14 protein-coding genes are annotated in these 18,933 nt (G+C 47.2%); 7 read left to right on the top strand and 7 right to left on the bottom strand.

Translation table 11 applies throughout. The annotated features are described in order from the left end of the window. Nucleotides 1–100 precede the first annotated feature (100 nt). Nucleotides 101–1,741 (bottom strand): hypothetical protein, encoded by a 1,641-nt coding sequence (locus CX664_RS01330; protein ID WP_145999751.1) that lies wholly within the window; start codon nt 1,739–1,741, stop codon nt 101–103. Between the two features lie 173 nt (nt 1,742–1,914). On the opposite strand from CX664_RS01330, the gene CX664_RS26105 reads away from it, so the two are divergent. From CX664_RS26105 to CX664_RS01320, 3 genes are all read left to right on the top strand, one after another. Beyond that, nucleotides 1,915–2,070 carry a hypothetical protein gene (locus CX664_RS26105; protein ID WP_163369567.1) on the top strand — a complete coding sequence of 52 codons (156 nt, stop codon included), beginning with the start codon at nt 1,915–1,917 and terminating at the stop codon, nt 2,068–2,070. A gap of 592 nt (nt 2,071–2,662) precedes the next feature. Further along, on the top strand, nt 2,663–3,793 hold the full coding sequence (locus tag CX664_RS01325; RefSeq protein WP_145999750.1) for a hypothetical protein: 1,131 nt from the start codon (nt 2,663–2,665) through the stop codon (nt 3,791–3,793). 283 nt (nt 3,794–4,076) lie between these two features. Beyond that, complete coding sequence (locus CX664_RS01320) at nt 4,077–5,201, top strand: hypothetical protein (protein WP_101744974.1); 1,125 nt, start codon at nt 4,077–4,079, stop codon at nt 5,199–5,201. A gap of 487 nt (nt 5,202–5,688) precedes the next feature. Here CX664_RS01320 and groL read toward each other — a convergent pair whose 3' ends face one another. Both groL and CX664_RS01310 read right to left on the bottom strand, forming a co-directional pair. Continuing rightward, nucleotides 5,689–7,332 carry a chaperonin GroEL gene (groL, locus tag CX664_RS01315; protein ID WP_101744973.1) on the bottom strand — a complete coding sequence of 548 codons (1,644 nt, stop codon included), beginning with the start codon at nt 7,330–7,332 and terminating at the stop codon, nt 5,689–5,691. A gap of 61 nt (nt 7,333–7,393) precedes the next feature. Beyond that, nucleotides 7,394–7,687 carry a co-chaperone GroES gene (locus CX664_RS01310; RefSeq protein ID WP_101744992.1) on the bottom strand — a complete coding sequence of 98 codons (294 nt, stop codon included), beginning with the start codon at nt 7,685–7,687 and terminating at the stop codon, nt 7,394–7,396. A gap of 25 nt (nt 7,688–7,712) precedes the next feature. Here CX664_RS01310 and CX664_RS26100 point away from each other — a divergent pair, with 25 nt between their 5' ends. Continuing rightward, nucleotides 7,713–7,856: a hypothetical protein gene (locus tag CX664_RS26100; protein ID WP_163369566.1), complete on the top strand. Its 144-nt coding sequence runs from the start codon at nt 7,713–7,715 to the stop codon at nt 7,854–7,856. A 169-nt stretch (nt 7,857–8,025) separates the two neighbouring features. Here CX664_RS26100 and CX664_RS01305 read toward each other — a convergent pair whose 3' ends face one another. Next, a complete protein-coding gene (locus tag CX664_RS01305; RefSeq protein WP_101744972.1) occupies nt 8,026–8,523 on the bottom strand; it encodes an FxsA family protein in 498 nt (165 codons plus the stop codon). A 303-nt stretch (nt 8,524–8,826) separates the two neighbouring features. Here CX664_RS01305 and CX664_RS01300 point away from each other — a divergent pair, with 303 nt between their 5' ends. The 3 genes from CX664_RS01300 (at nt 8,827) to rep (ending at nt 13,052) form a co-directional block, all read left to right on the top strand. Next, a complete protein-coding gene (locus tag CX664_RS01300; RefSeq protein WP_101744971.1) occupies nt 8,827–9,888 on the top strand; it encodes a hypothetical protein in 1,062 nt (353 codons plus the stop codon). 207 nt (nt 9,889–10,095) lie between these two features. Next, complete coding sequence (locus tag CX664_RS01295; protein ID WP_101744970.1) at nt 10,096–10,857, top strand: SDR family oxidoreductase; 762 nt, start codon at nt 10,096–10,098, stop codon at nt 10,855–10,857. Nucleotides 10,858–11,039: 182 nt separating this feature from the next. After that, nucleotides 11,040–13,052, top strand: a complete 2,013-nt coding sequence (rep, locus tag CX664_RS01290; RefSeq protein ID WP_101744969.1) for a DNA helicase Rep — start codon at nt 11,040–11,042, stop codon at nt 13,050–13,052. 184 nt (nt 13,053–13,236) lie between these two features. On the opposite strand, the gene CX664_RS01285 is transcribed toward rep, so the two are convergent. The 3 genes from CX664_RS01285 to CX664_RS01275 all read right to left on the bottom strand — a co-directional run bounded on the left by CX664_RS01285 (nt 13,237) and on the right by CX664_RS01275 (nt 18,865). Further along, nucleotides 13,237–14,772, bottom strand: a complete 1,536-nt coding sequence (locus CX664_RS01285) for an IS66 family transposase (RefSeq protein ID WP_101744968.1) — start codon at nt 14,770–14,772, stop codon at nt 13,237–13,239. Between the two features lie 402 nt (nt 14,773–15,174). Continuing rightward, nucleotides 15,175–17,718: a hypothetical protein gene (locus tag CX664_RS01280; protein WP_101744967.1), complete on the bottom strand. Its 2,544-nt coding sequence runs from the start codon at nt 17,716–17,718 to the stop codon at nt 15,175–15,177. A 223-nt stretch (nt 17,719–17,941) separates the two neighbouring features. Next, entirely contained in the window at nt 17,942–18,865 is a 924-nt protein-coding gene (locus CX664_RS01275) for a hypothetical protein (protein WP_101744966.1), read from the bottom strand. Between the last annotated feature and the right edge of the window lie 68 nt (nt 18,866–18,933).

The raw sequence follows: 18,933 nt of genomic DNA, 5'->3' as shown, positions 1-18,933 counted from the left end.
ACTATCCTGACACAGCGGGGTAGTCTCAGGGTCAGATCAAGGATAGCTGTTTATGAAATATCCGGGTTAACAGGCGCAAAACTCTTTCGCTAAAGACTGTCTATCTACTGTCAGTAGATTTTTTATCTTCAAACCATTCAGCAAAACTCCCGGGCGGAGGTGGTGGAGGTGGTTGACTAACTGCACTCGAAGCGTCATCCCCTGACGTTTCAGGTATCATGCTATCCTCTGACGGGGCCATAACCTTCGTATCTTCCCGCGCTGGAGATAAACCGGAAGCTTTATCAGCTTCTTTGGCACTATTTCTCTTATCGTCATCCTTCTTTTTTTCAGCGTCTAACACCACACCAAAGCCTCTGTTCAGCCTATGAAATCCTCGGTCATCACCATTGGATTCAGGCACGCCCAGCGTCGTGCAGAGTTCACTTATAATAAGCTGTGAAAAAACTTTCATTTCAAAAGCATAGGGGTCATCAGGATCATTGGTCATTAATTCGGTGATACCCAGCACCTCTGGAAGACGACGAAAAGAGTGTTCAGAGAACGTACCATCCAGAATCACCTGGGCAAAAATTTCCCGGACTAAAATCCCCTGGTCGTCCAACGCTTTGATCTTCTGAGCCACGGCACGCTGAGACAGGTTTTGAACGTCCATCACGTCACTGCTGTAAGGATCCAGCTCAAGGTACTTATGGGTAGCAACGTCAATGGCCAGTTTTATCGGTTGAGCCATAGCCTCGTCTCTTATCTTTTTACGTACCTGATCTTTCGACGCATTCTGCCAGTCACTGTTTTCGGTATAACAGGCAAACAACGCACGGAATAAGCCGACACCATCATCATCCTTCACCTGTAACATGCGGGCGGATGAAGACGGTTCTCCCGTTTTATCACCAGAACGTCTGCGAGGATTTGAGCGTTGTGGGCTGGTCCGGGAAGATACCGAGACACCAGAGTCATCATCACTCTCAGGCTTGCCTTGTAAACGTTGTTCCAACTCCGCCATTAACATCGCTTTGTCATCAAGAATTTCTTCACTGGTGTTTTTTTCTTGCTGATACCAGGCATAACCGAGGTCTTTGTATGCTTTTCTGGCTCTTTCAACCCGTTTCAAGTGATCAGCGTCAAGAAGACTTTCATCCCCAAAAGCTGAATCCCCCTCGTCAGGAACTGTCAATGCCCTCTCAGGATCATTGGTAATTTTAATAGAAGGACTTGGCTTCACAGACTCGGGAGTACTACGGTGCTCTGGTCTATCGGAAGAATGCTGGCTGCTGCCATCAAAAGAAAGGCTGATAATCGGGTATTGTATGGCATGATAGCGAGCCTGGAAGCCCAGAAGCTCTTGCTCGGATGAGCCGGTCTGCGCCAGCTGGGAAAGAAGAGTATTCAATTCCCGCGCACCATCAGTAATTGCCTGCTCGATAAGACCAGCATCATAAGCAGACTGTTTTTCCGATTTCAGCTCATTTACTAACCCCAGAGATCCCTGCAACCATGACTTCAAGTCAGATAAATCCAGATTATCCAGCTCAGGTGGAATTAAACGAACCCGTTGCCCACCGGGTAAATTAAAGGTTACTTTGACATCATTCGAATTATTTTCTTTCAGTTTTTTAATGGCCTTCTTGTGCGCTTTTTTAAATGCAGCCTTTAAATCGTCATTTGAAAGATCCCATTTGCCATTCATTTCTTCCTTGATTTTTTCCAGTGCAGTTATTGATGCATCTATGTATTTCATCTCCTCCTTTTTTCGGAAGCCTTGTTCCAGTGGCTTATCATCGGCCAAAAGCCTATTCAGATCACGTTTGATTCCTTCTGCCCCCCCCGGTCTATTTTGGGAAACCGTACCTCCGGGAGCATTTGCTGGCTGAATATTGTCAGGTAGCCCACTACTCCTGACAGGGTTATCATTTGTGGGAATGCGCTTTTCGACTGGATGATGAGGAGAGACTGTTTGCCTGGTGGACGTTTGACCTGTCTGAGCTGTTTCTCCAGCACCGGAATGAGGTGGAAGCACTGAAGGACCAACGGGTGTTCCAGATGGCGGCGAGCCTGGAGGGTTCATAGAAAATCCTTTTCAATCAACATTGATTAAGTTAAGAGTCCATTAATAAGTTAGTTTAAAACATGCCAGCCCTTTACGATGAATATAACAATATTATAAAAAACAAAATATTAGAAACATTTGTTTTTTTGACAAGCAACATACAGAAACCAGAAAAAATTCAAAATGTGACACTTGCTCAGCACCTCATACAGCCAATTAAAAATAAAGCACTCACTACTTGATAAACAAAAAGATCAAGAACATATTTTTATAAAGGAGTGAATCATCATCAGATGATCACCTTACGTAGCAATACCGAATTCAGGTAAGCCTATGATTAACTTCTTGATCAAATCATTCTTAATACCTTTTTTTCTTATTGCTCCTGCCGCATGGTTTGGATTTAAATTTTATGCTGAAACCCAATTAATACAAGCAATAGACAAATACAAACCTGTAACATCTCATTACGCAGAAGTTGAATTTGATACCGTTAATGTTCATATAACTGGCAAAGTATCAATAACAAAAATAACATTAACACCTAAAAAAACGTTCAAAACCCCAATCACTATAAAAAGATTAACCGTTGTTTTCCCAAGCACTTTGACAATGATGAAGACAGTGTATGATGTCAGCAATGGAGAACTCTCAGAGCTGCCTGATTCCCTGCGCGTCCAGTATGATGGAATTCAACTGCCACTGGAGGGTAATGAAGAGTTTTATTCCTTATTCAATGATCAACGCCAGTTACTACTCAAACAAGAGCTGAGCGGCATTGTAGAACCTACCTGTGGAATTGAATATATTGTCGGCCTGAATGAATTTCAACAGATGGGCATTGCTACACTCATTGACAGACATTTCTGGGAATATAAATACACCCCCGAAAATCAGAAAATGTTTTTTCGGTTGGGTATCAGCGCCACAAATCTATACAAGGCATCACTACAGGCAAGCTTTTACAAAAAAGAGTCTCCTGTTATCAACGACTTTATGCAAATACCCTCCCTGACCAATGCTGAACTGACCTATCAGGATGAGGGCCTGATCAGGATGAGCAGCCAGCATTGTGCCAATAGCTCAGGCATTTCCAAAAACGCATACATTAACCGTCTAATCAACCTACCAGACAGCTTTTACTTCCATAAAGCAGGCATTGTTCCGAATGAAGCGATGAAAAATGCCTACATCAACTTTCTGAAGAATCCTGACACAGTCACCATCAAGGCGCATTTCCCCCCCAACTTCCATCCTCAGGCCTTTTCTGTCTATGACACTGAGCTCTGGGTTTCATCATTTGGTCTCACTCTGCTGGTGAACAACAGCCCCGTCTCTCCTTTTGAAATCATCACCCCGGGGCAATTTGGCCCAGCAGAGGATTCATATGATATGGACATGACGGAACCCTCTTCCGGGAATACCAATGCAAATAGCAAGAAAGAGTGGCAGTCTCAGCCCGCCCATGGAGAAGCATCCAAAACCTACTTCTTTGTTGATGAACTGCCTGCAACCAATCAGGAACCGGAATTACTGAACCAGCAGTCCAGGGACATTCCAATCTATGAGTTACCAAATCATATTGGTGCCTGGTTAGAGGTTTATGTCGAACCGTCGAAACGTTTCAGCGGAGAACTGCTTGGCGTCGAGCGCGAAAGACTGTTACTGAAGGTGCGATCTGCCGGGGGCAGCATCACAATGCCCATTAAACTGCATCGCATTAAATCGATTAAGGCCAGATAAAAAAGCCTACGTTTACGTGATACTGATACCCGATACGAGCTATTACCCTGCATCACATCACATTTCTTAATACGGCACCTCAGTTTTTGAGGTGCGCATAAGCAAGATCGATGATCGTAAAGTTTCCCACGATATGAGAGAAGCCATCCGCATCGAAGATATTACTAATAGCTATAAAAAATAATTATATTTGTCTGAAATAATTATTGGATAGAGTGTTTATGAGAGAAACTAATACAAAAAGGAAATGTCTTAAACTGGAATTCAATAATTTGATAATTCAATGGATCACTTTACTCAATTACTGCCATTCGAGGTTGCTTTTGGCGAGCCTTATATGAGCTCACAAGAACCAAAGCACCAAGATACCCAAAATGAACAACAGCCGACGTATCAAGGGATATCTGTTCAGGTACTGAGCACTCCTTTTCATGTTTACCATAGTCAATCAGACAGCCACAACAATAACCTTGATCCATTTGGGTCATTGAATAAATATAATATTGCATTTCTAACTCATGCCGATCAGGAAGCCCCTCATGGAACTGATATTTCTGAGGTTCCACAGTCAGAACTAAATGAATATTCTTTTTGTCATTCTGACACTAACCCCTTAGAGGATGCGCTACTTTCAACGCCAGACACCCCCCTTACTCAGCTGCTATGCAGATTGGGGAGCGAGCTTGAGGTTAACGAGCCAATGCCACCGAGCCATTCTGCCCCGGATTATCAGTTAACTAATCTTCCTGATATGTTCTCTAACCCACAAAATTCAGGGCCAGTTACTGTAGTTAACCTGCATAACCAGAACCAGACGACAATTGATAATCAAACGAACCAGGCAGTAGAAGATGTTAGTGATAACACTTCAGCAGTTGAGCACCAAAAGAGCTATCAGAATTATCCTGATCACTCAAAGCGCATCAGGACATACCAAAGAAGGAGACATTATCGGAATAATTCAGCTTACGCAGAACGCCAGAGGGAGAAACAAAGGGAGCGTTATCGCAATGATCCCGATTACGCAGAACGCATAAGGGAGCGCCAAAGGGAGCGTCTCAAAGATCCCGTTTATGTTGAACGCAATAACAGGCTGCGGAGGGAGCGTTACCAGAATGATCCCGATTTCGCAGAACGCATGAGGAAGCGCATGAGAGAGAACATGCAGAAGCGTTACCAGAATGATCCCGGCTACTCAAAACGGATGAGAAAGCGCATGATGGAGCGTATGAAAGATCCTGCCAAGCTGGAGAGCGATAAGATACGCAAAAGGGAGCGCCAGAGAGAGTACCTCAGGGAATACCGAAGGAAGCGCCGTAGCGAGCTTCGCAAAGACCCCGCTTGCTTGGCTATCGCATGTACCAATCCTTTTAATCATGAATTATGCAAGGTTACAAATAAATATTGAATGGGTAATATCAAGGAGGAACTTTTACAAGAGGACGTGATCTTATGCTTTAGTTCAGTTATTCAATACTTCAATGCATAGCCTTATTACTTACTTTCAATTACCAGCAGATTCTGAAATTTCTTTCTGTTCAGGATGTTACTATTTCTAAGCCTGGTGCTTCAGGGCAGGCCTTCTCCCGTGGAGTTGAAGAAGCAGACTCTACTCTGTGTTCCATATGTACTGATGAGATGACTAAAAACCACCTTCAGCGGCCATCGGTGTCTTTTAATAATCCATTTAATGAACGTTTTTCGATCCAGTCAATTTTAGGTCTAAGTCCATTTTTATAAGAGAGAGACCAGTATTCGGTCATGATTCAGACCGGATACCGGTTAGATTGACATGCTATTTTCTACTGGAGGTGGAACGACCAGACACTCGATAAGTGAGTGGTCGTTTGCGGTGTAACCCAGTCAGGCTAGCTACCTGCACGACTCTCGTCGCACTACATCATGCCGCCCATGCCACCCATACCGCCCATGCCGCCCATATCAGGCATAGCTGGCGCATCGTCCTGTGGCTCATCAGCAACCATGGCGGCAGTAGTGATCATCAGGCCTGCAACAGAAGCTGCTGCCTGCAGGGCAGAACGGGTAACCTTGGCTGGATCCAGGATACCCATTTCGATCATGTCGCCGTATTCACCGGTAGCAGCGTTGTAACCGAAGTTACCAGAACCTGCCTTAACCTTGTCAACAACCACAGAAGCTTCGTCACCAGAGTTGGTAGCGATCTGACGGATCGGGCCTTCCAGGGCACGCAGGATCAGCTCAACACCGGCACGCTGCTCAGCGTTAATGGTTTCAACGTTGATGGCAGACAGGGCGCGAACCAGGGCTACACCACCACCGGCAACCACGCCTTCTTCAACCGCAGCACGGGTAGCGTGCAGGGCATCTTCAACGCGGGCTTTCTTCTCTTTCATCTCAACTTCGGTAGCAGCGCCTACCTTAACAACGGCAACACCGCCAGCCAGCTTGGCTACGCGCTCCTGCAGCTTCTCTTTGTCGTAGTCAGAAGAAGAGTTTTCGATCTCGGCACGGATCTGCTCAACACGGGCAACGATGTCAGCCTGAACGCCAGCACCGTCAACGATGGTGGTGTCTTCTTTGGTAATCTGTACACGCTTGGCAGTACCCAGGTCATCCAGAGTTGCCGTTTCCAGGGACAGGCCTACCTCTTCAGAGATAACCGTAGCGCCAGTCAGGATAGCGATATCCTGCAGCATGGCCTTGCGACGGTCACCGAAGCCCGGTGCTTTGACAGCAGTGACTTTCACGATACCGCGCATGTTATTCACCACCAGAGTCGCCAGGGCTTCGCCTTCAACGTCTTCAGCGATGATCATCAGTGGCTTGCCAGCTTTGGCAACGGATTCCAGAACCGGGAGCAGTTCGCGGATGTTGGAGATTTTCTTGTCAACCAGCAGGATGAATGGGCTTTCCAGTTCAGCGGACATTCTTTCCTGATTGTTGATGAAGTATGGAGACAGGTAGCCACGGTCGAACTGCATGCCTTCAACTACTTCCAGTTCGTTTTCCAGACCGCTGCCTTCTTCAACAGTGATAACACCTTCTTTGCCAACTTTTTCCATGGCTTCGGCGATGATCTGGCCAACCAGTTCATCGGAGTTGGCAGAGATAGTACCAACCTGAGCGATGGATTTGCTGTCGGCACAAGGAGTAGACATAGCCTTCAGCTGCTCAACGACAGCAATGACCGCCTTGTCGATACCGCGCTTGAGATCCATTGGATTCATGCCGGCAGCAACGTACTTAAGACCTTCGTTCAGAATAGACTGGGCCAGAACGGTCGCCGTAGTCGTACCGTCACCGGCCTGATCGTTAGCCTGGGAAGCCACTTCCTTAACCAGCTGGGCACCCATGTTCTGGAACTTGTCTTTCAATTCAATTTCCTTGGCAACAGACACACCATCTTTGGTGATGGTAGGCGCGCCAAAGGACTTCTCCAGCAGAACATTTCGGCCCTTGGGACCCAGAGTAGCTTTTACAGCGTCAGCCAGGATGTTGACGCCCTTGAGCATTTCTTTGCGAGCTTCGTCGCCAAATTTAACTTGTTTAGCTGCCATGGTTGGTGACCCTGTGCACTATTTTGTGAAATCGGAAAAATACCGTGTGATTGCCTGACAATCAGCCTTCCAGAACGGCGGAAATGTCGCTTTCAGACAGAATGATCAACTCTTCACCGTCAATCTTCACGGTGTTTGAGTCTGCATACTTGCCGAAGATAACCTTGTCACCAACGTTAACGCCAACAGGACGCTTTTCACCATTGTCCAGAAACACGCCATCGCCGACTGCAACCACAATGCCCTGGTTAGGCTTTTCAGCGGCAGAACCTGGCAGTACGATACCACCAGCAGAGGTAGTTTCTTCTTCGACACGACGAACGACCACGCGATCACGCAACGGACGGATTTTCATCGATTCTTTCTCCAACAGTTTGCTTATGCCGTGCAACCTTTTACAGGCTGCTCGCTATCAACGTAATGGCAGTAAAACGATGCACTATCGCTTCACTATGGCCCGGTTTACCCGAACCTCCCTGGTTTGCACCCGGGATGAAGTTTACTTTGGCACAGGCCTTTATTAACAGCTCAAGGCCATGCCGAAGTTTTATCAGGTGTTCCCCTTAGTATGGGTAGCTGGCACAGTTTTCAAGAGGCAGATGGAAAAAAAACTGACTTTTCCACAAAACTGAGGCTCTAAACTCAAGAAAGAGTGAAAAATTCGTTATATGCCCGGAAATCAAGGCTTATCAATTAATGGCGCTTTTGGCTTCCGGAACGGCCATCATCATTTTCCCGGGTATAGTCCCCATCAATGGTGTGGTTGAGATGGGTTTGATCATGACGCCATGATGGCTCACGACGATACTCAGCCTCATAAATATTGGTTTGCTGCACCTTGACCCCGCTCACTTTCAGCCAGCGGCGGATCAGCAGCTGACGAACCGGTGGAATCAACAGGAATACCCCCAGAAAATCAGTGATAAAACCGGGGATCAACAGCAGCAGACCACCCAGGGCAATAGCCAGGTTTTCCAGCATTTCCATAGCGGGCAGTTCACCTGCCGCCATCTTCTGCCGGGCTCTTAATGTGGTTCTGAAGCCCCGGCGGCGAATCACTTCGATGCCAATAAATACCGACAGAATAACCAGGGCAACCGCATTCCAGGCTCCGATGATACTGCCCACTTTAATCAGCACCACCATTTCCAGAATGGGTAAAAGAATAAATAGCACAGAGAGGAAGCGCATAAGAGGCCCCGTTAATCATTGGAGCCTCCTATATAAAGGCAGTGTCGTTTTTTTTCAAGGGTGGTCGCACAGTGGCATCAAGCACCTTAAATCAGCTTTGGCCATGGCAACCAGCGGCTGGCGAACCTACATGGCACTTTCAGCATTCTCACTCAGCCAAAAGTCCAAACAACCGTCCGAAATTCCAAAAGGCAGGAACCAATCGACTCAATGAACTGTCCAAGAAATTTTAGAGCAGCGCCAGACAATTATCAGGATCTAATCCAGACTGCCTCGGGCAGAAAATACGGAGAACCTTACACGATGCATACTTCCACTGTTAATCCAGCCCCCGGTCCGGCAGCAACGGTTGATCCGGCAACAACCCATAACCCGCCAGAATCCTCAAAACGCTTTTGCGGGCACCAGGTTTCTGCTGCTCAGGAACTCAGGAAATTCGATGATCCCGATCACATGCCTCTCAAAGTTCAGATTTTCAGTCGGAATTTGCTGGATGGTGAACGAGAATATGGAACCATCCTCAAAGCACGCTTGCAATTTCCCCGGTGGACTCGCAGATGGCGTATTACGGACACAGAAATCAAACCCAATATGTTAAGAAATAACTTAGTGGCTGAGGGCAGCATCCGTGAATTCTTTGAACGGGGGCTTGGACAAATTCTTGAATGTCATGGTGATAGCCCGAATTCCGGGTCAGAACGTTTTCGTTCATATATCAACCTGCCAAAAGACCCTGCTGATTATGTCTGGAGAAAAGAACTGGGCCCACACAGCAATGAAGACGCCTTGATTGAGATTTTCGGGGAAAACAATGCGCAACATTTGAGAGATCAACTGAACCGGATGCAGGCCAACAATCCAGATGACGAAAGAGTCAAACAATGGATTGAGATATGCGACATGCTCAGGGAAAACCGGACCTGCTCTTTTCCTTACTATGCAACAAGGCTCTGCTCTGGTACTTATTATGTAAGCCCTGAGGCTGGCTGGAGGAGCCCCAATGGATACAAAGAGAACGTCATTCTTGAATTGTTATTTCATAAGGTCGATCGTAGATCAATTGAAACCATTAACGACCAGAGAAATAAATTCTTAAATTTCCTTAAATCGGAAGGAGTCACTGGCAATATACTGTGGGGAAGGGTCGCTCACCCGTGGGATTCGCCGCCACCACTGACACGTGATTGTCTAACGCTAGATCAGGTGTTTATAAAAGAACTGCAAATATTTCTGAGAACAACCCAGGTACAACAACTGTCCGAGGCATTATGGCAGTTTGTTGAACAATCCCGCGATGCTGCTGATCCACCCCCTGAGCTAAACCCTGATTTTGTTCCCAGGAAGGGATTTCCTGATCGCAGGTAGCAGGAAGGTTGTACTCGCCCCTTAATGAAAAAAACTTCTTGCCTTGGTACACCGGCCTCACCAAAAAATCCGACCGACCAGTAAGTCGGGTTCTGTCCTGCCCGCTTCTCCAAAGAAAGGATTCTCTTATTATAAATTATTGTCTTTTATTCACATTCGTTTCAGGATGATCAGTATACCTTCTACCAATAAAGCATAAGAACAATCATGAACATCAAAAATAAAAATATCCTGATCACCGGTGCTGCCAGAGGACTTGGTCTGGCAATGGCCAACTGGTTTGCAGAGCGTGGTGCCAATATGGGTCTTATGGACCTTGATACTCCCGAACTTTATCAGGCAGAGGAACTCTGTCGTTCAAAAGGGGTTAACGCGATAGCACTCCCAGTCAATGTTGCTGAAGAAGCTCAGGTTGAAGCGGCTGTTCAGAAAGCCTATGCAGAACTCGGCCCATTGAATGGCCTGGTCAACAACGCCGGTATTCTCAGAGATGGCCTGCTGATCAAAGCCAAAGATGGCAAAGTGACCGACAAACTCTCCTTCGACAAATGGCAGTCCGTAATCAATGTTAACCTCACTGGCGTCTTCCTCTGCGGCCGTGAAGTGGCCGCCAGCATGATTGACAGTGGCTCAGAGGGCGTCATCGTCAATATCGCCAGCATTGCCCGAGAAGGGAACTTTGGACAAAGCAACTACTCCGCAGCCAAGGCCGGTGTCTCAGCCATGACCGTGACCTGGTCCAAAGAGCTGGCCAAATACGGCATCCGTTGTGCAGCCGTCGCTCCGGGCGTTATTGAAACCGCAATGACCGGCGGCATGAAGCCAGAAGCCAAAGCCCGGTTAACCGCAGGCATTCCTGTTGGACGCATGGGTACCCCGGAAGAGATTGCCCGGACCGTTGGTTTTATTTTTGAAAATGATTATTACAATGGCCGGGTTTTAGAACTGGATGGTGGGTTAAAACTCTGAAAAAGACGTTGTGGGATACTGCCACCGAAAAGCGATCATAAGAAGGTAAATCAAAAGACGATTGGGAGTCGGCTTAAGTAAATCCCTCTATGCAATGCTCTGAAGACCAGACATATCGTCCACTCCCCTAACCTTGTTATACTGAGACGCTTAACTTCCATGACTTGCCTGAAACAGAACGCGTGCAAAGACTCAATGATCGACAGGCTGAGGCCGTAAAATACATCGATACTCCCCTGCTGGTACTGGCCGGTGCTGGCAGTGGTAAAACCAGTGTTATTACCACCAAAATTGCCTATCTGATTCAACAGTGTGGTATCAGCGCCAAAAACATTGTGGCCGTTACCTTTACCAACAAAGCCGCCCGGGAAATGAAAGAGCGGGTTGGCAAGCTGGTGAAAGGCAAGGCCTCTTCCGGACTGACGGTTTCTACGTTCCATAATCTCGGGCTGAATATTATCCGTCGTGAGTACCAGATTTTGGGCTATAAACCAGGGTTTTCGATTTTTGATCAGCAGGATGCCCGATCACTGATTACCGACCTGATGCAGCGGGACACGTCTGCAGATGATAATGGTGTGGATCAGATCCAGCACTGTATCTCCAACTGGAAGAATGATCTGGTCTCCCCGGCCCAGGCGTTACAGATGGCCAGGCAGCCCTGGGAGCAGACGGCAGCGATTGTTTATGAGCACTATAATCGCATGCTGAAAGCCTATAACTCAGTGGACTTTGATGACCTGATCATGAAGCCGGTGGAGTTGTTCAGACATTATCCGGAGGTCCAGCAACGCTGGCAGGACAAAGTTCACTATATGCTGGTGGATGAGTACCAGGACACCAATGGTGCCCAGTATGAGCTGGTCAGGCGATTGGTGGGCGACCGTCGTAAGTTAACCGTCGTGGGTGATGATGACCAGTCCATTTATGCCTGGCGCGGAGCCAAACCGGAAAATCTGGCGCAACTGAAAGAAGACTATCCCAGCTTAAAGGTGATCAAGCTGGAACAGAATTACCGTTCTACCAGCCGTATCCTGAAAGCAGCGAATACCCTGATTGCCAATAACCCACATGTATTTGAAAAAACATTGTGGAGTGAGATGGGGGTTGGGGATGAAATTCGCGTGATTAAATGCCGGAACGACGAAATGGAGTGTGAGCGAATTGCCACAGAGATCATCGCCCACAAACTTCGCCACGATAACAGCTATAAAGATTATGCAGTTCTCTATCGGGGAAATTTTCAGTCGCGGCTGCTGGAGCTGAAACTTCAGCACCATGGTATTCCTTACCACATTAATGGCGGCACCTCGTTCTTTGCCCGGGCAGAAGTGAAAGACATCATGGCCTATCTTCGCCTGCTGATTAATCAGGATGATGACAACGCCTTTCTACGGGTGGTGAATACCCCCAAGCGGGAGATTGGGCCATCAACACTGGAGAAACTGGGCAACTACGCCAACAAACACCACATCAGTATGTACAAAGCCTGTGGAGAAGCTGCCCTTGCAGAGGACCTGGCACCTCAGTATGTCGACAGGCTGCGACGCTTTACCGGGTGGATGGACGACGTTTCACGACGGCTGCAAACCAGCGAAGACCCTATGCAGGTGGTTCGTGAAATGATTGCTGATAGCGATTATGAAAACTGGCTGATGCAGCACTCCTCAACGCCAGCCCAGGCTGAAAAGCGCATGGCCAATGTCTGGTTTCTGGTGGATGCCCTGCAGCAAACCCTGGAACGGGGTGATGAAGACAGAACGGTTGCCGATGCCATTGCCCGGCTGATTCTGCGGGATATGCTGGAACGCAATGAGGAAGAGGAAGATGCCGACCGTGTTCAGTTACTGACTCTCCATGCCTCCAAAGGGCTTGAATACCCCCACGTCTTCATGATGGGAATGGAGGAAGAGCTGCTGCCTCACCGAACCAGTATTGAAGAAGATAATATTGAGGAAGAGCGTCGTCTTACTTATGTTGGCATTACCCGGGCCCGGAAATCACTGACCATGACACTGGCCGGGCAAAGAAAGCAGTTTGGCGAGATCATTGATACGCTGCCCAGCCGCTTCCTGGATGAGTTGCCACAGGAAGACCTGGTGTATACCGGCTTTGATGAATCGTCCCGCCAGGAAACCAAAAAAATGGCGGGTAAGATGGGACTGGATGCGCTTTACAAGTCTATCGGCGTATAAGGAACAGTCTAAAAATAACTTCCTCTTTTTGCCACGGAGTCACAGAGGAAAAGATTTTTTTCTTTTCTCCGTGTCTCTGTGGCAAGGTTTTTTTCTTGACAGGATCACGTCGGAAATGCGGAAGTTATTCCGGGACAATTCCTAAGTAGCTGTAGAAACGACTTGAGGCTTTTACTCTATGACTCTATCTTTCGACAAACTTGGCTATCAAAGGAAAAAATGAGTCAGATTGTGGACAATTAATCCACTCAGGGACTGGATCGATCTCTGTTTTATCTCGTCTGACAATGCGAATCGTGTTGAATTGTTCACTATATCTACTGATACTTTCCTCCAGCTTATGAATCGCTATATTTGACAGACAACCAAATGCAGATATATACAACGAGTTCCCGAGATAAAATTGAGAGTGTATTGGTTTAACGCCATCAACAAAGGTTTCACAAAACTGGACAATATCGCCCTTTAGGAGGCTTGCCGGGTCGAAGGGGAGTGTTTTTGCCTCTGGCAAAGACATATACCAGTCCTCCCATTGTGCATGGGTACGATCGATATCGTCGTAAAAATTTATCCCGAATGCCAAATAATTAGCAAGCATATGACAACTCGCTCCAAGGGTTACCTCACCAGATCCCCACCAATTACGTATTTTGTCCGTTTGCCTGTATGAGATACAACCTGCAACACCTTTTTGCAATATTTGTACAATCCTGGACTCAAAACATTGTTGATACAAAGTCTTATTCTTTTCAGGAATGTCGCCAATGATCGCTGATTCAGTTAAAAGGGGAAAAGCTTTTTCTTGCTCTAAGCTTTCATACTGAACACCATCTATGTCAAAACAATATCCAGAGATGGCATTCTCCTTGATAAATGGATAAGGGCAGGAGGCTAACGGATAATATGAAGCGAGTGAGTGTACCCTCTCTAGAGCATCTTCCTCTTTGCGGCTGCCTTCAGCCATCATTTTTAATGGCTGTTCAACTTTATTTTCACAATTTACGCTAACAATTGTGCGAGACTCCAGAAAAGACAACTCTGCATGTTGTTGCATCCCTGGAATAGATATACCCTCGCCTGCATTTGAGCCCTTATCACTTTGGGGAGAGTTTACAGGCATATGATCGCCCATTGACACTGTATTCAAACCTGTCCGAAGAATATCCATGTTATCTCTCAAAAAGTTGCTAAGTAATACACCTTCAAATTCTTTTAGATGAGGCAGGTGGTAACGATATTTCTCAACCGGCGTGCCAGCAATAAAACTTACATCGCCAAAGCTACGATCAAACAGACCGGAGGGTGCTGCAGCCGTGCTCAGGGTTTGGTCGGCATTTTTACCCTGTATTTCAGGTGCAGGAATATGAATCAGTTCAACCGGTACGCCTTCTGTGAAGCGTAACCCCTGATCAGTGACACAGCCATCAGGTCGATGTTTTTTTCTGCGCTCGCAGGTAATGCTTTCCGTTTCTGGTGGCTGCTCAGATCCAACGTCCTGGAGGATCTCGCCAAATGCAAATTGATTCGGATTGTCGATCAACCATTTTTCAGACTTATCACCAAACAACTGTTGTTTAAACCAGTCCAGCTGATATTTGAGAGATGCGTTTTCCTGTTTCAGGAACTCAGCGACAGATCTCTGTTCATGCAACAACGCCTGGAGCAGTTGCAGGTGAGAAAGCTGAGTGGCAGGCACAGGTGCTATTTCCAAAAGAGTCATAGCATTTGACTGTAGTCACTATTCAGAATGTTTGCTGGCCGATATATCAGATTTTACATAACGTTTGTGGTAACAGACTGAGCGGGTATCAATGCCATCAATAATCATTTTAAGATCCGTTAATGCGAGTAACTGCCTGGCGGCATGATCAGGATGAGAATGAAACCGCCCTTGCTCCCAGGAGGCTGACCGAGAATAGCGCCCGTCTAGGCGACCCCGTAGCGAGGATGGCAGAAAATTGAGGATAAAAAGTCGGAAATTTTTAGTGAATAGTGGTTCTATTTGCTAAAAATTTCCGACTTTTTAGACCAATTTGCTGCCACCGCACGACTGCATGGATGCAGGAGCTAGAGCAACGCAGGAGCAGTTGCCGCGTAGGGCAGTCTATTCTCGGTCAGCCTCCTAGGCCCATACATAACCCGGATCGATTCTTTTGTATCCATACCATGTCTGTGCCCTTTGCCGGTGTTGGTTAGCCTTGGATAAATCTGTCATAGCCCAGAGACTGAAAGTATGCCCCATGGAACTGAACAGACAACGCAGTCTGAATCTGATTTCAGCATCGACCTGAGGGTCGTCGGCGATTTCCGGTTGTTTCAGCATTGCCTGCACCGCATTCCAGATGACTTCAGGGTTGATGTCAGGGTCAATCTGATCCAATTCCAGACAATGCATCAGTGACGGCAAAATAAATTTATTTCTGGCATCCAGCACCCATTGCCTGGCCTTCTGTCTCATCGGTGCATCGGGAATGATAGCCGAGCGGAAAAAATCATCAAACTGATGCAACTCCGTCCAGGCGCACTCCTCCCAGATTCGCTCAATGCCAATACAGGTTTTCAATAAAGGCTGATTCAACAACTTCTGGTATATCTGCCGCTCGCCGGTGATATCCGAACGCGCCCTGGCCGCCCGGATACACCGGAGTGTTTGCAGAATAACCGGATTCCAGTGTCGGGAGAGCAGTTTTTCAAATGGCTTTATGGGCCCCCTGGCCGACTGTACCTGGAAACCCTGAGAATCAGCCGATGGACAGGCAGCATGATGTCTGCCGGATCGAACCACCCTGATCACTGGCGCAACCTCCTGGTGACCTGGCTTGTTCACCTCCGGCTCGCGCCCCTCAGCTCCACTCACCTTCGGGGATTCAATGACATCATGCTCTGACTTGTTAACAGACTCATTTTTTTGACCATTGCGCTTCCTGCCTTTATTTCGGGCAAGCCCCACCGGCAGGTTGGCAAACTTTGGTACCTCTTCAGAAAACTGTCGTAAAACTGCGTCAAAATCGTAGTCTTTATCTGAAGCCACTGCCTGCCCTGTTGGTGATTCCGAAAAGGCAGACAACTCCATGGTCCGCTCACTGGTATCCCTCCAATACTCAGCCAGCAGAGGGCTTTTCTTCAGATAATATCTGGCATATTCAGTTGCTGCATCGGCAGCCAGCTCCCACTTACGGGCTTTAAGGAAAAAAATATAGGCACTTGACCAGTGATTAGGAGACATTTGTGCGGCTTTGCGATATAAGTTGGCTACTTTCCAGCTATACATTGGTGAAGCAGAATGTGCACGCTGATGGATGCTTGCCAGAAGACAGGTGACTAAAGCATGAATGTCGCCCTCCCCTTGAATGTAGTCTTTTCGGGCACGAGCGACGGCTGATTGAAACCTCCTGTCAACCTCTAATATTTTACGCCTGCATGGCTTATTTCTTCCGTTCATACCTCCGGTATACAACAGACATTCTGCAATCAAGTCCCTGACTATCAGAAAGAGTTCAGATCTTAACTCTGAGTCAGAGAACCAGCGTGAGCATTTATACCGCTTGTCTACCAGAAAGTGAGCGTTCACCTGCTGCAAATAAGACATCACCATTATCTGCATTGCAGCACCAAGCTTGGTCTGTGGTGGCACATTAGGCTGACCGACAAACAATGACGTGAAACTCACCGGGGCAAAACGCACATAATCGTAGGGAGAGAAGCTGACCGGGGACAAATAAAAAAACATTTCCTTGATGATTGTCGGGCAATAGGCGAGCAAGGTAACGCCCTTGTGGTAGTTAACGCCATCCTCAAAGAACGGCAACCCTCCCATAAAATAGAGCAGACTTAATGAATAAAAATCCATCATCATGCTGGCTTGACTGGTCAACTCAGCAAAATCATTCAACACACTTTGATTCAGGGCCTGTATCAGATGCTGACGGTCAGTTTCAGACACCGGCTTACCCCGAAGCATATCGCTGTAACACTTCAACAGCACCCAGTTTCGGAAATAGGTGGTGATATCCTCATGCATCAGTTTTTGCAAGCCCAGCAGTTTTCCTGTTGTCTGGTTCCGATCTTGCTTCTTCTCCAGCCAGGCAGCCACATGCCTGTTCAGCACCCGCTTTAAACCAGCAGACCGCAATTCCTCTGCGGTCAACTTGCTACCATCTACTTGCAGGTTAATGTTGGCAAACATTTCCAAAACGTCGTCACCGGGTACCGCAAACCGATCCAGGGGAATATCCAGAAAGCGGTCAAGCCAGTATTCAAGCCCAGAATTGCCATCACTACCCTGATTTGTTGCCGCCTGCACGACATCGGTCTGTGGTTCTTGTGACGTAGCTGTTGCAGAAGCTGCATTTTCAGTACCGGGTGGCTCAGAATAATTCACCACTCTTGCAACAATGCTAATACCACGGCTGCGAATCTGATCAGCAGCAGCCCCATCCAGGCAAATCGACGCCGAGGCAACCTCATGACGGGTGTTAGCGACTCTGTCGACCAGCCACACATTTAAACGACAACGGTTTTCAGCAGGCACCTGTCGCTGGGTGCTGCGCTCACCAGAATCAGGATCGGGTCGATTACGCTGCCCATCACTGCCACGGTCAACTGCCGGAGTATTGGTAATTGGACTAGTGTCACTGCCTGTGCCATGACTGAAACGGCTTTGCATCGGATTGCTTCTTGCATGCTGCATGAAATCTTTTTTATTCCCTAAGACACTCATTCCTCAAAAAGGTTCAAATGTATAACTGATAACTTAACCCGGATTAAATTGATCTGGCTGAACAAGCCCCGCGAGCAATGAACTTACAATCTCAGCCTGTTGCTGCAAAACCCGCATAAATTGACAGTCTGCAATGGCGTTATGCTTTGAACAGGTGGTATCGAAACAGCTACTCTGCCGCTTCAACCCATATTTTATAAACCTCTGCTTCGACCAGGCGCTCACTGGAATCCCAAAAATCCGAATAGAGAATATTCACCTCCTGATTCGCAGCAGCAGCATCTTCTGCATAGCGGCAAAGGCTTTCCTGATAAGTGGTAAACTGTCCAACATCAGGGACAAACAGATGGTTGTTTCCTGCCCCACGTTTTTTAAGGGGCAAACTTACAGTTTTCTCACCCGATTCATGGTGGAAGCTCTGTTCGGGTATCCATTCATCCCGATAACTGACAACACGTCGATTGCCGCCTAAATGAATATCAATAATACAAAGATCACTGAACAAACGTCTGTTTATCCGCTGAACTCTGGTGACCAGCCCACTGTCGACTTTCTCACGATAAAACCAGTTGCTGTGATAATCCCAATCAACTTCAGCCCCTTCCGGAAATGCTTTGAAAGAGTGAGAAACGGAAAAATCCTCTGCCAGAGAGGAAATATCCGTAAGAATGAAGTCACTTTCGGAACTGAAAGGACTGCTCCAGAAAGCTTTACTTCTAAAGAAAAAAATGAGCGCATCTGAACCTGGTGTAGCAACCAGATCCTTCCAAAGCTCCCGACCCGATGCTTCGACAGAAAGTAAATATTGAAATGAAGGGTACTGAGAAAGCTGCGACGCTTTACTTGCATGCACCGCCAACTCCCCGGAACTCCACAAAACCCCGTTAACCCACTCTCTGGAGCCAGGGATGCCAACCAATATCCCGGTTAGCCAGCTATTTTGACTATCGACAATAACCGCATCGTTTGTTTTACCACTCAAGGTCTCTCGCGGTGAAACCTGGGCAAACTTGCCCGGATAATTTGCTCCTGACCTTCCTGTGGGAACAAGAAACAACACCATTAAAACAATGATGGTCATCCATTTCATCATTAGCTTCCCTGTATGAGTTTTAACATCCACTGTCGCACGCGTCGACCGGCCATGCGAGCAGGAGGCAA

The organism is Endozoicomonas acroporae (genome assembly GCF_002864045.1).
Classification (GTDB): Bacteria; Pseudomonadota; Gammaproteobacteria; order Pseudomonadales; family Endozoicomonadaceae; genus Endozoicomonas; species Endozoicomonas acroporae.
Note: the sequence above shows the minus strand (reverse complement) of the source record. Positions and strands in the feature narration are given on the sequence as shown.